The sequence below is a fragment of the Gelidibacter maritimus genome, from assembly GCF_014062315.1.
GTDB lineage: Bacteria > Bacteroidota > Bacteroidia > Flavobacteriales > Flavobacteriaceae > Gelidibacter > Gelidibacter maritimus.
The window spans coordinates 78,512-93,592 of record NZ_JACGLT010000008.1 but is presented as its reverse complement, the minus strand read 5'-3'; the positions used below and the strand labels follow the sequence as shown (position 1 = coordinate 93,592).

At 38.2% G+C, this 15,081-nt stretch carries 15 protein-coding genes; 6 read left to right on the top strand and 9 right to left on the bottom strand.

Annotated elements, in window-relative coordinates; all coding sequences use genetic code 11:
• Nucleotides 1-6: 6 nt before the first annotated feature.
• Nucleotides 7-1,047: an AAA family ATPase gene (locus tag H3Z82_RS11435; protein ID WP_182205640.1), complete on the bottom strand. Its 1,041-nt coding sequence runs from the start codon at nucleotides 1,045-1,047 to the stop codon at nucleotides 7-9.
• Nucleotides 1,048-1,459: 412 nt separating this feature from the next.
• On the opposite strand from H3Z82_RS11435, the gene H3Z82_RS11430 reads away from it, so the two are divergent.
• Together H3Z82_RS11430 and H3Z82_RS11425 are read left to right on the top strand one after the other, a co-directional pair.
• On the top strand, nucleotides 1,460-3,235 hold the full coding sequence (locus H3Z82_RS11430) for an OmpA family protein (RefSeq protein ID WP_182205639.1): 1,776 nt from the start codon (nucleotides 1,460-1,462) through the stop codon (nucleotides 3,233-3,235).
• Between the two features lie 180 nt (nucleotides 3,236-3,415).
• Entirely contained in the window at nucleotides 3,416-4,339 is a 924-nt protein-coding gene (locus H3Z82_RS11425) for a hypothetical protein (RefSeq protein ID WP_182205638.1), read from the top strand.
• An 82-nt stretch (nucleotides 4,340-4,421) separates the two neighbouring features.
• Here H3Z82_RS11425 and H3Z82_RS11420 read toward each other — a convergent pair whose 3' ends face one another.
• Nucleotides 4,422-4,883, bottom strand: coding sequence for a Na(+)-translocating NADH-quinone reductase subunit F (locus H3Z82_RS11420; RefSeq protein WP_182205637.1), 462 nt, complete (start codon nucleotides 4,881-4,883; stop codon nucleotides 4,422-4,424).
• A gap of 210 nt (nucleotides 4,884-5,093) precedes the next feature.
• Between H3Z82_RS11420 and H3Z82_RS11415 the strand changes: the two genes are divergently transcribed.
• Both H3Z82_RS11415 and H3Z82_RS11410 read left to right on the top strand, forming a co-directional pair.
• On the top strand, nucleotides 5,094-5,471 hold the full coding sequence (locus H3Z82_RS11415) for a Na(+)-translocating NADH-quinone reductase subunit F (protein ID WP_182205636.1): 378 nt from the start codon (nucleotides 5,094-5,096) through the stop codon (nucleotides 5,469-5,471).
• A gap of 159 nt (nucleotides 5,472-5,630) precedes the next feature.
• On the top strand, nucleotides 5,631-6,542 hold the full coding sequence (locus tag H3Z82_RS11410) for an FAD:protein FMN transferase (protein ID WP_235982440.1): 912 nt from the start codon (nucleotides 5,631-5,633) through the stop codon (nucleotides 6,540-6,542).
• Between the two features lie 194 nt (nucleotides 6,543-6,736).
• Here the strand turns inward: H3Z82_RS11410 and H3Z82_RS11405 are convergent, their stop codons facing one another.
• Genes H3Z82_RS11405 through map form a run of 3 tightly spaced genes read right to left on the bottom strand, consistent with a single transcriptional unit; the run spans nucleotide 6,737 to nucleotide 8,793 of the window.
• A complete protein-coding gene (locus tag H3Z82_RS11405; RefSeq protein ID WP_182205635.1) occupies nucleotides 6,737-7,501 on the bottom strand; it encodes a class I SAM-dependent methyltransferase in 765 nt (254 codons plus the stop codon).
• A 47-nt stretch (nucleotides 7,502-7,548) separates the two neighbouring features.
• On the bottom strand, nucleotides 7,549-7,926 hold the full coding sequence (locus tag H3Z82_RS11400) for a GxxExxY protein (protein ID WP_182205634.1): 378 nt from the start codon (nucleotides 7,924-7,926) through the stop codon (nucleotides 7,549-7,551).
• 48 nt (nucleotides 7,927-7,974) lie between these two features.
• Nucleotides 7,975-8,793, bottom strand: a complete 819-nt coding sequence (gene map / locus H3Z82_RS11395) for a type I methionyl aminopeptidase (protein WP_182205633.1) — start codon at nucleotides 8,791-8,793, stop codon at nucleotides 7,975-7,977.
• A 122-nt stretch (nucleotides 8,794-8,915) separates the two neighbouring features.
• Between map and H3Z82_RS11390 the strand changes: the two genes are divergently transcribed.
• The gene (locus tag H3Z82_RS11390; protein WP_182205632.1) at nucleotides 8,916-10,187 is read left to right on the top strand and encodes an acetyl-CoA hydrolase/transferase family protein; all 1,272 of its coding nucleotides are present in this window, start codon (nucleotides 8,916-8,918) and stop codon (nucleotides 10,185-10,187) included.
• A gap of 3 nt (nucleotides 10,188-10,190) precedes the next feature.
• Here H3Z82_RS11390 and H3Z82_RS11385 read toward each other — a convergent pair whose 3' ends face one another.
• The 3 genes from H3Z82_RS11385 to H3Z82_RS11375 all read right to left on the bottom strand — a co-directional run bounded on the left by H3Z82_RS11385 (nucleotide 10,191) and on the right by H3Z82_RS11375 (nucleotide 13,397).
• Nucleotides 10,191-10,595 (bottom strand): BT0820 family HAD-type phosphatase, encoded by a 405-nt coding sequence (locus tag H3Z82_RS11385; RefSeq protein ID WP_182205631.1) that lies wholly within the window; start codon nucleotides 10,593-10,595, stop codon nucleotides 10,191-10,193.
• A gap of 55 nt (nucleotides 10,596-10,650) precedes the next feature.
• Nucleotides 10,651-12,168, bottom strand: coding sequence for a 2,3-bisphosphoglycerate-independent phosphoglycerate mutase (gene gpmI, locus H3Z82_RS11380; protein WP_182205630.1), 1,518 nt, complete (start codon nucleotides 12,166-12,168; stop codon nucleotides 10,651-10,653).
• A 500-nt stretch (nucleotides 12,169-12,668) separates the two neighbouring features.
• Nucleotides 12,669-13,397 carry a M15 family metallopeptidase gene (locus H3Z82_RS11375; protein ID WP_182205629.1) on the bottom strand — a complete coding sequence of 243 codons (729 nt, stop codon included), beginning with the start codon at nucleotides 13,395-13,397 and terminating at the stop codon, nucleotides 12,669-12,671.
• Between the two features lie 157 nt (nucleotides 13,398-13,554).
• Between H3Z82_RS11375 and H3Z82_RS11370 the strand changes: the two genes are divergently transcribed.
• Nucleotides 13,555-13,980, top strand: a complete 426-nt coding sequence (locus H3Z82_RS11370) for a GNAT family N-acetyltransferase (protein WP_182205628.1) — start codon at nucleotides 13,555-13,557, stop codon at nucleotides 13,978-13,980.
• Between the two features lie 281 nt (nucleotides 13,981-14,261).
• On the opposite strand, the gene pepE is transcribed toward H3Z82_RS11370, so the two are convergent.
• Nucleotides 14,262-14,969 (bottom strand): dipeptidase PepE, encoded by a 708-nt coding sequence (pepE, locus tag H3Z82_RS11365; protein ID WP_182205627.1) that lies wholly within the window; start codon nucleotides 14,967-14,969, stop codon nucleotides 14,262-14,264.
• Between the last annotated feature and the right edge of the window lie 112 nt (nucleotides 14,970-15,081).

Sequence of the window (15,081 nt, the reverse complement as noted above, 5' to 3'; positions counted from 1 at the left end):
TTAAAATCACTTATTTTCAACATATACCCAGACTTCCGCTCCAGCGTCGGTTGTTGCTAAAATTCTGTTAGAATTTGGGGCTGATATTTTATCTGTCTGTACGAGTTCTTCCCCAGTAACTTCAAACACCATCCCTTTTATTGTGTCACTCTTTTCTTTAGATTTTAGGGCAATTTGAGGCCTATTTGTATGACTACGCTCAGGCATAGAAACACCATTAATTGTTGAATCTTTTAATGTGTATCCTGATAAAGTTCCTTCAATTCCATCGAGCTTTCTGCCATAATGCTGAAGTTGTAGATCTGGTGATATAAAGCCATCATAAAAAAACAATAAGTGTTTTCTTCGTTTTTCAAAATCTATGACATTGGCTTTAATCTGTTGATGAATACTATCCTTAGCTTCTGCATAAGATATACCATAGCTCCTTTTTATAATGTTGAGGTGTTTTGGAAAACCTGACAAAATACTATCGTAATATTTGTTGAGATCTTCTTTGGTAGGTAAGGTGTACCCCAATCTGATCTGAAATCGTCTTAACAAAGCCGTGTCAATAATCCCTAAATGGTTCGTAGCACAAATCAATAGGGCGTTATCTGGCAAATTATCTATGAGCTGCAGCAAAGTATTCACCAATCGCTTCATCTCGCCGGAATCTTTTTCATCATAATCTCTTAATTTACCGATAAAGTCAAATTCATCAATAAATAAAATGGCGTCATCATTTATGGCTTTTTTGAATAGATCTGATAGGTTTTTTGCTGTCTCTCCTAATTTTGATGATACAAATCCGCTTAAATTAATGGCAATGACCTTCTTGTTTAAGGCGTGTCCGATAGCATAGGCCGTAGCGGTTTTTCCACATCCTGTATGGCCATACAGTAATATTTTATTGTCAACAGGAATATTGAGATCCTTGAGTGCATTGATATAGGTGAACTCTTCCAACAACTGGTTGATACGCTCCCTAATATCTTCATTGAGATGAAGTTGATCAAGTGGGATGATCTTGTGTTTTGGATTCAAATAGGTGCTGTGATGTGCCATGAGTCAAATCTTCTGAAGATTATATTTTATGTCTCATATTGATTTTATGACAACCTAATTAACTTAAAAGTGCCAATTGATAAACCAATACAAACAGTTTTATAAAGGAGTCCAAATTTACTAAAATAGCGCCACTTTACATGTTGAAACCTTTTGCATTTTAGACTTAATAAGATGTGGATATAGGCTGGCGTCTAAAATAAATTCATTCAATTGGTTTTCTTGGAACACCACATCTATACAAACACACCTATACGGATCTATAGCCTTCTCTAACGAAACCCTGATGTACTGTTTAGTATATACTACAAGGATTTTGACATTTATACACAAAACTTTTCCAAATAGGGGGTAACAATTTGAAACCATCTTTATATAAGGGTGAGTAACATAATTTAAAACATTTTTTACGATGAAAAATTTAATGAAATTATTAGGAATTTTAGTTGTGTTTGCGAGCACATTCTCAGCTATGGCCCAAGAAGAGCCTTTAGATCGAAATTATTTCCAACTCACCCCAAGAGTTGGTTATGATTTTCCTACTTATAACAACAATACACCTTATATAGATTATAAGGGCGGACTGGACTTAGGTCTATCTTTAGATTATTACTGGAATTGGTTTGGTGTAGGTGCAGATGTAGACTACATAAAAAACAAACCGAAAAGCACCTATCCTACTGCAGATCTTTATGAAGCCGATTGGATGACACCGATCGATTCGTTCGATTTAACTGAAGATAAAATTACACGTTTTTTCTATGGAATAGGTCCAAACTTCCAGTATAGAAATAGAATGGGAACTTTTACAGCCGAACTCAATACGCGCTTTGGACTCGCTTCAATAAAAGGAGGTCGGACCTACTTGGAAGGCAGTTCAGCAACTCCCAACACCTATCCATTAAATTTCCACGCAGGATATGACGATTCGCAAGTGCTCACCGCAAAGGGACAATTGCGTTTTACCTATCTCTTGAATAAAAACTGGGGTATTAATTTAGGCGCTTATTATATGAGACACTTTAATGTTGAAGAATTGAATGAATCTGGAGTGTCTGCAATGTATCAGCCTTTTACTTCATACACCGAAAATGCCGATAGACCAATGACTTTATTGGATAGAGAGCCTATGTTCCGTGAAGAGCCATGCGATTGTGATATATCTTCAGTGGGTTTATTTGCTGGCATCACCTATAAGTTCACTAAAAGCAAAAAAGAAAATATCTGTCCTGTTTGTGAAGAAGATCATTTCCCACATTGTTGTGCAACTTGTGGCTGTGGGGTAACCGTGACGGCGAGAGATAAATTTACAGGAGAAACACTGCCTAATACTGATGTTGTTCTGACCGATCTTAACGGAAACATCGTACAAAGTGGGACTACAAATTCATATGGCGTGGTTGTTTTTAACGAGGTCATTGAAGGTGATTATATCGTTAAAGGAAAACTTTATAATATCAGTTTAGAAGAAGAGAGTATCACCAAAGCTGAGTTTAAAAACTGCCAAAAGGAAAGTTCGGGAATTCAAAAAGTTATTTTTTATGGCGATAAAAACTTTATACTAAAAGGAAATGTTGTAGAATGTAATAGTGCTGAAGGGATACAAAGTGTCGATATCTTGCTTAAAGACAATATCAATCCAGGTGAGAAACACACCCTGTCTGATGCTAAAGGCGACTTTATGTTTCATCTCAAGCAGGCTTCCAATTACACCTTAAACGGTAAGAAGGAGGGGTACTATTCTAATGACGTTGAGATTTCTACAAGTTCATATAACAGAGACAATACCTTGTTTATAGATTTTGAAATGTGTGTGGACCCTTGCGGAAAGGCCATTAAATTGGACAATATTAATTTTGATTTGGACAAGGCAGACATATTGCCGGAGGCTATTGCTGATCTGCAACGTATTGTGAAGTTAATGAACGATAATCCGAATATTCAAGTGGAAATGTCATCTCATACAGACAGTCAAGGATCGGATGAATATAACAGAAAATTATCACAACGTCGTGCAGATGCAACTGTCGCATATATCGCCAGTCAAGGAATATCCAAAAGTCGTTTAATTGCCCGAGGAGCTGGAGAATCTGAACTTAAGAATACGAAGTGTGCCAATAATGTCCCATGTACAGATGATGAGCACCGCATCAACCGTAGGACTGAATTTAAAGTTGTCTGCTTTTAACACCATTTGATTTAGTTTGCTATTAATCAATTTCCAAATCAAGGCAGTCGTTAGTTGCTGCCTTGATTTATTTTTCACTTGTGGGGTTTAATACCCTGAGGCTTGCCTCGAATGAAAAGACAATTCCTTATACCTACCTCATAAGCTTTTTCCGAGGTACTTAATTTTAAAACGAAAAACATGAAAAAAATATATATAATAAACCAAACCCAATCACATAAGATGAGTTCTAACTTTTTAAAGCTGATGTTCTTAGTCTTTGTTTTCCTGCAATTTTCGTGTAGCAGTGATGATATATGCGAATACAACCAAATTCTGGATTGCCAGGACCTACAACTTAACATTGGCGATGCCTGCGATTCTAATGGCGATGGTGATGCTGATGGCACTGTAAATGATGTGTGTGAGTGCATCCCAAAATATCCAATTATCAGCTCTTGCCCTGGATTTATACAAAATGGTGATTTTGAAATAATAACCGGAGACCCAAATGCTTCAGTTGATCAAGATATTGACTTAGCGACACATTGGAAACCATTATGGCAGTCTGGTAGTCTTGCTGATTTGTTTAATGATACCACAACTAATTATGGAACAGGATGTTTTGTTGGCCCGACACCAACATCTGGTGTTTTTGCGGGCATGTGGATTGAAAATACAACCAATCCAGCCGGTAATGCCACCTATAGAGAGGGTATGTTTAATGAATTGACCAGCACAATAAATCAAAATACGGGCGTTTATAATTTGTCTTTTGATTACGCCAATATGAGCGAAAACTGTGCGAGTTCTCGAGATGTGAAAATTGGTGTTTATGGGGTTTATCACGCAACCTCAGATCCTCTACCTGCTAATCCAACCGGAATTGCCACACCTTCTAACCTCGATTTGTTTGGTGCGTCCAATACGGTGTTTTTAGGAGAAATCGTTGTTACGTCAAGTACGACAAATACATGGATTACCACAAACATTTCTATTGATACAAGCACCTTGACATTTCCTGCCAATGGCATCAATCACATTATGGTTACAAACTCCCATCTGCCATTTGCCGATTATGGGAAAATGTTTTTAGGCTTTGACAATTTTTGCTTAATTAATTGATTAATCACCAAACCTTTCAGTCACCATAGCCATAGCTATCGGGACTGAAAGGTTTTAATAATCTATAATCCCCAATTTCCAATTAAATTATGGTTGCGTTCAGTTCGAAACGTGGCTGATCGTTTTCAAATTCAAAAAGTCTTGAATAATCCATGACGTTATCCACACCTTCCAGCGCGCATAAGAATGCCACAGTTTCGCATAGGCCGTTAAAAAGCACATTCTTGTCTTTTGGGTTTTTCGGTTTTTTTCCTTTGCGATTCAAAGGTAAGGAATAGCCACATCCTTTAAGAAAGCTGGCTTCTATTTGTAATAATTCGTGAGGTGAATAACCGCTAAACTTTCTACCTAAATTCTGATGGACCAGTCCCACATAATTCAATTGTAAAGCGCCATGGCTATCGGAAAGGTGTTTCCAGGCATCGGTGTTGTCTAAAATGTTTCCGACGGCACATTGCTGACAGCATTCGGGATGCAATTCATTATTATGAAATGCTGAATATAATTTTTGAATGGCTCGCTCTAATCGATGTGAAGTCTTCATAGCATGAGTTTTATGACTATTAAGATACTAAGATTGATAATTATTATGAAGCAATTTAGAGGTTTTAACATAACATAAACCTTGAAACTTTTGACGTTATGGTATTTTCTGAATTTTAAAGACGGTGTTATGGCTCTTAATTTTGTTTGTTTCAAATATTTTTCAATTTTCTTAAGAGCCTGATCATCGGTATTATTGTATTTTTGTAACATGAGAAAAGCACTTACAGAACAAGAAATGCACAACCTCGGCATGAATCATGTCGGTAAGGATCTCGAAGCTCGTGGATTTGAATTTATAGCAATTAATAGTAAGCTTAAAAGACATCCACAATTTGTGTGCATTGATAAAACGAAACAATATTTCTTTGTCATTGTTAGGACGGTGATTCTTCCTGAGAATCCGAATAATTATGATGTCATTTGGATGGAAACCTTCAAGAAACACGCCCGAGAAAACGATGCAAAAGTATTATATGCCGGAGTAGGGATAGGAAATCCTAACGGTGAGGACTTGCCGGTATATTTGAATGAAGAGTATCTTATTGAGTACAACGGCATTCAGATGGTGGAAACCAATTTGAATTAATAAAAAGGGATGATGACACAGAGTTACGCGGAGGGACACAGAGGGTCACAGAGATTTACTTGTGTTTTTTCAATGAATAGTCGTGTATTCGCGACGTTGTTAGGTCTTCTCCTTGTGCTTTGTGTGTTTTCATGCAAACAGGAGCCTACAAACACTAAAATGTACGGCGAAGTGTTCGGAACCTCCTATGGCGTCCAATATTATTCAGAACGAAATGAAAGCTTCCAACAACAGTTTGACAGTTTGTTCGATATCATCAATACCTCCATGTCAACTTATCAAACGGACTCTGATATTTCGAAGATTAACCGAAATGAAACTTTTGCGGTTGATGAACATTTTATAAATGTATTTAAGGCTTCAAAAGCAATTTATAAAGCTACCGATGGTGTTTTTGATCCAACCATAGGTGTTTTGGTCAATGCATGGGATTTTGGTCCGGAGGGCAAAGTTGTTGCTTTAGATAGTCTTAAAATTGATAGTCTGATGTTGTCTGTAGGATTGAATAAAGTAAGACTCGATGGCAGCAAGATTACAAAGGAAAACCCAAACACCTTCATCGACTTTAATGCCATTGCGAAGGGTTATGGTGTGGATGTCATTGCCGAATTCTTGGAGCGTCAGAATATTAAGAATTATTTGGTGGAAATTGGTGGTGAAATTAGATGCAAGGGCCAGAATTATGAAAAACAAAAGCCTTGGACAGTGGGAGTGGAGCTGCCTCATTTTGATGCAGAGCAATCTGTTTTAAATGTCATCTCATTAAATGATGAAGCGATGGCTACCTCTGGGACCTATCGTAAATTCAAAACCGACAGCTTAGGAAATCGTTACTCGCATATTTTGGACCCTAAAACAGGCTATCCGAGCAAAACCAATCTGCTGAGTATTTCTGTTATTGCTAAAGATTGTATGACTGCCGATGCTTATGCAACGGCATTTAAGGCTATGGGACTTGAGAAGGTAAAGACCTTTTTGGCTAGCCATCCGGAATTAAAAGTTTTTCTGATTTTTGAAAATGATGATAGAGAATTGGAAACATTGGCTTTGAATGGCTTTCCTGAGGATTAAGTTTTTAATGAGGTCTCTTGTTTTTACACAGAGTTACGCAGAGTTTTAATAGAGTTTCACGGAGCTTTTCGGTCTATTTCTACGTGATGTGTGTTTTAAATAAAACTTCATAAAACAACTATTAGAATCCATTGTTGCTTCAGGTACTTTGTGCAACTCCGTGTTTTCTCCGTACATCTCTACGAAATAACCGCTCACTTTCTTACCAAAGGGATAATTTCGCCTTTAGCCAAACAGAAACGAGCGACATCCACATCAGATAATTTCGTTGTATAATCAACCTCTTCCACACTAAACCCAATAGAACGAAGTTTGTCAAAATAATCCCGCCCATAAATCCGGACATGATCATATTGTCCAAAGATTTTGGCGCGTTCCTTTCTATCAGTTATGCTATCATCTTCAAAAGTTTTTGTTCTTGAAAGATCCTGCGGAATCTGAAAAATACCATAGCCTCCAGGTTTCATAATTCGATATAATTCCTGCATCGCTTTGGTGTCATCAGGAATATGTTCGAGAACATGATTACATAAAATGATATCAAATTCGTTATCCTGAAAAGGCAAATTGCAAATATCAGCTTTTACGTCGGCCAATGGCGAATTCAAATCGGTAGTGACATAGTCCAAATGCTTCATCTTACGGAAGCGTTTATAGAATGCCTGTTCCGGTGCAAAATGCAAGATTTTTCTGGGGGCTGTAAAGAAATCGGTTTCATTTTTTAGATATAACCAAAGCAATCTGTGGCGTTCCAAACTCAAAGTCGAGGGAGATAATACGTTGTTTCGCTGGTTCCCATATCCGTAAGGTAAAAAGGATTTGAAACTTTTACCATCAATAGGGTCCGTGAATTCGTTACCTTTTAAAAAGAAAGCCAAAACAGGGCGTGCCACGTAGCTCAGCCTGATAAGGATTGGCCTTGGGATGGTGTTGAGGATGTATTTGAAGAGTTTTTTCAAGTTGTATCACAGAGATTCGCAGAGAAAACGCAGAGTTACACAGAGATTTATTGAGGTGTGTTGATAAAGCGTTTGATGCCTGATGTTAGTAGTTTTGTGTGAAAATTAATAAGTAATCCTTTCTGGAATTGACCTAATTTTAAGTAGGTCAATATTTGGGCGGTATGGACATCTGTAAATTTCTCTACAGTTTTTATTTCAATGACGACTTCGTTTTCGACCAGCAAATCAATCCGATAACCATGGTCTAAGACGATATCTTTATATGTTATGGGTAAAGGAATTTCTTGCTTCACATCAAAACCTTGAGATTTTAGTTCATAAAATAAGCACTTTTGATAAGCAGACTCCAACAAACCTGGTCCCAAGGCCTTGTGAACTTCAATCGCTGCTCCAATAATTCGTTCAGTCAATTTATCATCCATAGTTCTCTGTGTGTCTCTGTGAAATCTCTGTGTAACTCTGTGAAATAGTTAAAGCACCAAAGTTTTTTGTCTAAACTCATCCTCCTCATCAGAAACAATCCCCAGAGCCTCATAAATATACCCAAAGGTTGACAATATCTCAGGTTTGCCATCCACGAGAGCTACATCGTGTTCAAAGTGCGCACTTGGTTTTCCATCTAAAGTCACAATAGTCCAGCCATCTTCCAGTTGTTTAATTCTGTGCGTTCCTAAATTGATCATAGGCTCGATAGCCACGACCATGCCTTCAATAAATTTTTTGCCGCGACCACGTCTTCCGTAGTTCGGCATTTCTGGGTCTTCGTGCATTTTTTTGCCTAAGCCATGTCCAACCAATTCGCGCACCACACCATAGCCTTCGGCTTCGCAATAATTCTGAATGGCATAACCCACATCACCCACGCGATTGCCAATTTTAAACTCTCTTATCCCAACGTATAATGACTCCTTGGTGATTTGAAGGAGTTTTTTCACCTCCGGAGCTACTTCACCAATTTCAAAGGTATAAGCATGGTCCCCGTAAAATTCATTTTTTAAGGCACCACAATCAACCGCCACCACATCGCCTTCTTTTAAGGGAACGTTAGTTGGCAACCCATGAACAACGGCTTCGTTGGTGCTGCAAAGTAAGGTGGACGGACAATCGTAAAGTCCTAAAAATCCCGGAACCGCCCCTTGTTCGCGGATAAATTCTTCCGCCATTTTATCCAATTGCATGGTGGTCACGCCTGGTTTTATTTCTTTGGCCAACATGCCCAAAGTTTTGGAAACTATTAAGGCACTTTCGCGCATTAATTCAATTTCTTCTCTTGTTTTTGGTATAATCATCGTAAAAAAAATATGGCGCAAAGATAATTAAAATAAATGGGGAGGACATTGTTCACGAACATGATATATAACAGTTTTTAAATGGATTTTGTTATATAGTTTTGTAGTTAAATAGAAGAACTATGTACAAAGCAATTTCTGCAGAAGATGCCGTAAAGGCAGTAAAATCAAATGATCGTGTTTATCTACAAGCGGCGGCGGCTGCTCCACAAGTGTTGATTAAAGCTTTGGCCAATAGACATGAAGAACTGAGAAATGTGGAAATATGCCAATTACATACTGAAGGTGTAGCGCCGTATGCGGATCCTGAGTTGAAAGATAGTTTCCATGTCAATTGTTTTTTTATTGGTAAAAACGTAAGACATACTATAAAAGCAGGAAATGGCTCTTATACTCCGGTTTTTTTAAGTGAGTTGCCTTTACTTTTTAAACGTCGCATCATCCCATTGGATGTAGCATTAATCCATGTCTCCGTTCCTGATAGACATGGGTATTGTTCTCTTGGAGTTTCTGTTGAAGCGACTTTGGCGGCTATCGACAATGCTAAATATGTGATAGCACAAGTTAATAAGCAAATGCCTAGAACACACGGTGCAGGGATTATTCATATAGCTGAAATTGATGCCTTTGTAGATTGTGATGAACCCTTGCCAATTCACGAAATGGCAGAACCAACGGTTATAGAAGGAAAAATTGGTGATTTTGTGGCGGGTTTAATTGAAGATAGAAGTACTTTGCAAATGGGAATAGGGAGTATCCCTAATGCGGTATTGACCCGATTGACCAACCATAAGGATTTAGGACTGCACACTGAAATGTTCAGTGATGGTGTGATTGATCTTATTTTGAGTAATGTGATCAATGGCAATTACAAAAGCATTAATAGAGGCAGGGCATTGGCCACCTTTTTGATGGGTTCAAAACGTTTGTATGATTATGTCGATGACAATCCGTTTATTGAGATGCGGGCTTCAAATTACACCAATGATGTATCCATAATCAAACAAAATCCACGTATGGTTGCTATCAACTCTGCAATTGAAGTTGATCTTACTGGACAGGTTTGTGCCGATTCCATTGGGTCTAAAATATATTCAGGTGTAGGCGGACAAATGGATTTTATCAGAGGCGCTTCTTTAAGTGATGGAGGAAAGGCGATTATTGCTTTACCATCTGAAACCAAATCAGGTATCAGTAGAATTGTGCCAAGTTTAAAACCAGGTGCTGGGGTGGTCACTACAAGAGCGCATGTAAATTATGTGGTTACCGAATATGGGGTTGCCGAATTGTATGGTAAAACCATTAAAAACCGAGTTAAGGCCTTAGTAAATATTGCACATCCTGATCATAGAGAAACTATTGATAGACAATTTTATGACTTGATGCGTAGGTAGTGCTTATCTGAAAAATGAAAAGAATCCTCGTTTTTTCTCTGGAATTTTGGGCTCTTCCTTGGTAATTATTTGGTACACTTCGCCCCAACCGAGAACACCGCCAATATTTCGGTCGTCAATAAAAAGATCGGCGTTTATTTTTCGACTCTTGGTATTGTCAAATTCCTCTCCTGGAAAACTTTTATTGACCGCATAAAAGGTAATGCCATTCTGCTCACAGAATTCTACGGCCTCATCAAGGGTTTTCCCATATCTATAGGTCCATAGAATCAACCGATGGCCATCTTCCTGCAATCGTTTCAATGTTTCAAAAGCAAAAATGCGTGCTTTTCCAATTCCAGGATACCGATCTTCCACAATGGTGCCGTCAAAATCTACCGCGATAATGAGTCTGTTTTGAAAATTCATCTTTCTATGCTTTCGGGTGCAAAAATACAATAAATAAATGGCTTGCCTAAAGTCATTAAATCAACGGATGCTGGGTCATGATTTTAGGTTGTGGAACGCCCATCAATTTTAAAATGGTTGGTGCCAAATCGCCTAAAATACCATCGTTGATGTGTTTCAGATCGTCATCGATTAAAATGATAGGCACTGGATTGGTTGTGTGTGCCGTGTTTGGAGAACCATCAGGATTGATCATGGTTTCGCAATTGCCATGATCGGCAATCAAAAGTGTTGTATAATCGTGCTCCAGAGCGGTAGTGACCACATCTTTCACGGCAAGGTCAACCGCTTCGCAAGCCTTAATTGCGGCCTCCATAACGCCGGTATGACCAACCATATCGCCATTGGCAAAATTGAGACAAACAAAATCAACCTCTTCGTTTTCCAATTCTGGAATTAATGCATCACGGAGTTCAAAAGCACTCATTTCCGGTTTTAAATCGTAGGTGGCAACTTTTGGTGAATTGCGCAAAATACGTTTCTCACCATCAAAGGGAATCTCGCGTCCGCCAGAAAAGAAAAACGTCACATGCGGATATTTTTCAGTCTCCGCAATACGGATCTGCTTTTTATGGTGTTTTTCCAAAACCTCACCTAAAGTTTCGGTCAGATTTTCTTTTTCAAAAACGACTTTAATGCCTTTGAAAACATCATCATAATTGGTCAAGGTCACAAAATATAAATCGAGTTTGTGCATGTTTTGCTCATGAAAATCGGATTGTGACAAGGCTTGCGTCAATTGTCTGCCACGATCGGTTCTAAAGTTGAAGAAAACAACCACATCACCATCCTTAATGGTAGCTTTAGGAGTGCCTTGATGATCGGTCATTACAATAGGTTTGACGAATTCATCTGTGATGTCATTGTCATAACTTTTTTGTATGGTCTGAATCGCATCAGTAGAAGGTTCTCCAATTCCATTGACTAAGGCATCATAAGCCAGTTTGACACGCTCCCATCGTTTATCTCGGTCCATGGCGTAGTAACGTCCTGTAACACTTGCTAATTCTGCAGAACTGTCCTTAATATGATTTTTCAGTTGTGCGATATATCCTAATCCAGACTTTGGATCTACATCACGGCCATCCGTAAACGCGTGGATAAACACGTCATCAAGATCATACGATTTGGCTACATCCAATAGTCCGAATAAGTGATTGATATGCGAATGCACACCACCATCGCTTACCAGACCTAAAAAATGAACCGGCTTTCGGTGCTCTTTAGCGTACTTAAAAGCATCCTTTAACACGTGTTCTTGAGCAAGCGTATTGTTCTGAACCGCCAAATTGATTTTGGCCAAATCCTGATATACAATTCTGCCAGCACCTAAATTCATGTGGCCCACTTCGCTATTGCCCATTTGACCTTCCGGTAGGCCTACATGGAGTCCATCGGTTCGTAAAGAAGCATGGGGATATTTGGTGTAGAGTGAATCAATAAATGGCGTATGGGCATTATCTATGGCGGAAACTTTCGGGTCTGGAGATTTTCCCCATCCGTCAAGAATCATAAGGATGACTTTTTTATTCATGGTGATTTGTTTTGAGGTTCAAAGATAAAAGTTTAAAGAACCAAAGCATATGATTAGGTCTTAAAATACTGATAAATTTAAATAAAAGTATCAATTAAGAATGGCGACAAATGATCATTAGGATATTCATGATTTGCTGGATTTATTTCTTGTAAAATATTAAATTTCAAGTATTTTTATGTGAATACTGTAACATCTATGGTGTAGAGTCGTCTTTTTAAATAATCACCTAAATTCATTCATCATGAAAAAGCGATCATTATTTCCGCAATCGCACTAGTGCTTTCAATATACCCCACTAATGCCACTACAACATTTGAAACATCCCATTTCCCAATCTTGAAAAATCAAAGTTGCAATCAGTCCTTTTTGAATTTAACAGTGGTTTTAAATGTTCTGAGGTTTGCATTGCTTGAAATAGTATTTCCTGTTCACACCTCCTCAGACTACCTAATGGAAATGGCTGTAAAAGCCGAGAGGTTTTTGATTTTACATTGAATTTACAACAGCTCAGGATTAATATCCAAGATGTTTTCCGCGTAATAGCGCTCCAAAAACGAATCGGTGAGGTGTTGATGGCCCATTAGTAATTCATTTTTTAGAATATCTTTCAAATTTAATTTTCGGTAAGATCTGAGATAATCACATGACAAGGGTCTGTAGCTATAATGCCAGGGTTCATATTTAAAACCTTTCCGACCGGGCTTATCGGTGTAAACTATATAAAAGCCATAGTCTTTGGAGTTGGCGTCCATCCATTTTTTTAGCTTGACGTAACTTCCGTTGCCTTCGAAATGACTCGGACTCAATACGTTTTTGGGTTGGGCAACATTGGCGTCAATAATGTCCATATCGGTACCCCAATGATGCCGTGATGTTCCCGGAACTGTAGAATATTCTATGATTTTTTGAATCGCTTTCACTGGCGATAATCCCTGTTGTGTAAAGTTTTTGTATTTGCGTTCCCAAATCCGATTTTGATGGGCAAAATTTCGATAACTCGACACGACCTGAATGGAGATGTTGTCTTTTAACGCGGCATTTCTCATTTTTGTAAATGCATCAAAAGCTTCCGTCCGTATTTGAAATCCGTCGCCAAATAGGCTAGGATTTCCCTTTCCTATGAGTTCCTTATAACTCAAGTCGGTACTTTGAAATGCGAATTGTGGCAATATGCCCATGGCAGCACTACTGAGCGCTATTGTTTTTATAAAATCCTTTCGATTCATGCTTTTTAGTCTTGGTTCTTGTCCTGATAGCTATCGGGACTATTAGCGACCTGTGCTGTGCAGTCGAAGCAAGCGGTCGTGGTACATTTTTACATCAATCAAACTTAACCAATTTACTTCTGAACTAATTTATTTATTTTTACTTAAAATTTAGAGTATGCCCATTTCGTTTAAAATTATAGAACCTTCACAGATCAATACGATCATTCCCTTGATGCTAAAACTGAACCACCATAAAATATCTGAAGCGGTACTCAAGCAACGCTTTGCGGAAATGGTCACTCAGAATTATGAGTGTGCCGCTTTATATGATCAAGATAAGCTCATTGGCATTGCAGGGATGTGGTTCTGTACCCGACATTATTCCGGTAGAAGTGTTGAATTGGACCATGTGATTATTGAAGATAGCTACAGAAAGAAAGGCTTGGGTAAAAAGTTTATGAAATGTATCTATGATTATGCGGCGCAAAAGGGTTTTCAATCGGTGGAATTGAATACTTATGTGCAAAATCATCCATCACATAAGTTTTATATGAATGAAGGTTTTGAAATTTTGGGTTATCATTTTTTGAAGAAACTTTAGATAGGATTAATGTAATTTTTGGTTTTTAGACACGGATTGCACGGATTGCACGGATTGCACGGATTGCACGGATTGCACGGATTACAAGGATTGCACAAATGTCTTGAATGGTCGCGTAGACTTTAATGTATTTTCAGAAGATTTAAATGCAATGGCATGACCCAAGGTATTAGATGGATTTTAAAAGTCAGCACCAAACTAAAAGTCGACTCCTTTTGAAGATGGAGTTGCTTCTGCTTTAGAGGAGAAGCAGAACTGCCGACTGACTTTTGCTGACTGAACTACTTCAACCCACTTAAATTCGTGCCTGTTTCCACTTCATAAGGTGCTTTGTTATATTCAAAAATACGAGCATTCAATTCACCTTCCAAAAAAACCTGATCACCATTAACCTCCAGCCAGCTGCCTTCTCTAAGTCCGACAACAGGTTGCGAATTGAACGCATGAAATTCTTGAATCCGAGTTTCTCGGGTTTCGCCCATATGTTTGCTGCTGGGATCGGGATCTAAATAATGCGGATTGATATTAAATGGTACTATGCCCAAGGTCTTAAAACTTGGTGGATACACAATTGGCATATCATTGGTGGTGTTGATGGTAAGTCCGCAAATATTGCTCCCTGCACTTGTACCCAAATAAGGCGTTCCACTATGGATAACCTCTTGCATGGTGCTGATCAAATCGTTTTTATAGAGCTGATTGACCAAAACAAATGTGTTGCCGCCGCCAACAAAGATTCCTTTGGCATTTTTTAGAGCCTCCTTAGGATTATCGAACTCATGAATGCCCTTTACTTTTTTTTCGATTTCTGAAAATGCTTCTTGTGCTTTTTCGGTGTATTCATCATGACTTATACCACCTGGACGCGCATAAGGAATAAATAAAATACTATCGGTATCTTTATAAAAGAACATCAATTCTTCCAAAAGGTAGTTCAGATAACCACTTCCGTGTAAAGTTGAGGTGCTGGCAATAATCATTTGTTTCATAAAAAGATATTTTTTCTGATGGATATACTACAGGACGGATGGCTATAGAAAACATCCTGAAATTTGTATGCTATAACTGTTTTCTCAAAATTTTTGTTGTAAATTTAAGTAA

What these genes read in the sequence shown, in the direction of transcription:
- H3Z82_RS11420 (WP_182205637.1), bottom strand. Translation starts at nt 4,883, where the DNA reads ATGAAGACTTCACATCGATTAGAGCGAGCCATTCAAAAATTATATTCA.
- H3Z82_RS11410 (WP_235982440.1), top strand. Translation starts at nt 5,631, where the DNA reads ATGTACGGCGAAGTGTTCGGAACCTCCTATGGCGTCCAATATTATTCA.
- H3Z82_RS11390 (WP_182205632.1), top strand. Translation starts at nt 8,916, where the DNA reads ATGTACAAAGCAATTTCTGCAGAAGATGCCGTAAAGGCAGTAAAATCA.
- H3Z82_RS11425 (WP_182205638.1), top strand. Translation starts at nt 3,416, where the DNA reads ATGAAAAAAATATATATAATAAACCAAACCCAATCACATAAGATGAGT.
- H3Z82_RS11385 (WP_182205631.1), bottom strand. Translation starts at nt 10,595, where the DNA reads ATGAATTTTCAAAACAGACTCATTATCGCGGTAGATTTTGACGGCACC.
- H3Z82_RS11430 (WP_182205639.1), top strand. Translation starts at nt 1,460, where the DNA reads ATGAAAAATTTAATGAAATTATTAGGAATTTTAGTTGTGTTTGCGAGC.
- H3Z82_RS11400 (WP_182205634.1), bottom strand. Translation starts at nt 7,926, where the DNA reads ATGGATGATAAATTGACTGAACGAATTATTGGAGCAGCGATTGAAGTT.
- pepE (WP_182205627.1), bottom strand. Translation starts at nt 14,969, where the DNA reads ATGAAACAAATGATTATTGCCAGCACCTCAACTTTACACGGAAGTGGT.
- H3Z82_RS11370 (WP_182205628.1), top strand. Translation starts at nt 13,555, where the DNA reads ATGCCCATTTCGTTTAAAATTATAGAACCTTCACAGATCAATACGATC.
- map (WP_182205633.1), bottom strand. Translation starts at nt 8,793, where the DNA reads ATGATTATACCAAAAACAAGAGAAGAAATTGAATTAATGCGCGAAAGT.
- H3Z82_RS11415 (WP_182205636.1), top strand. Translation starts at nt 5,094, where the DNA reads ATGAGAAAAGCACTTACAGAACAAGAAATGCACAACCTCGGCATGAAT.
- H3Z82_RS11435 (WP_182205640.1), bottom strand. Translation starts at nt 1,047, where the DNA reads ATGGCACATCACAGCACCTATTTGAATCCAAAACACAAGATCATCCCA.
- gpmI (WP_182205630.1), bottom strand. Translation starts at nt 12,168, where the DNA reads ATGAATAAAAAAGTCATCCTTATGATTCTTGACGGATGGGGAAAATCT.
- H3Z82_RS11375 (WP_182205629.1), bottom strand. Translation starts at nt 13,397, where the DNA reads ATGAATCGAAAGGATTTTATAAAAACAATAGCGCTCAGTAGTGCTGCC.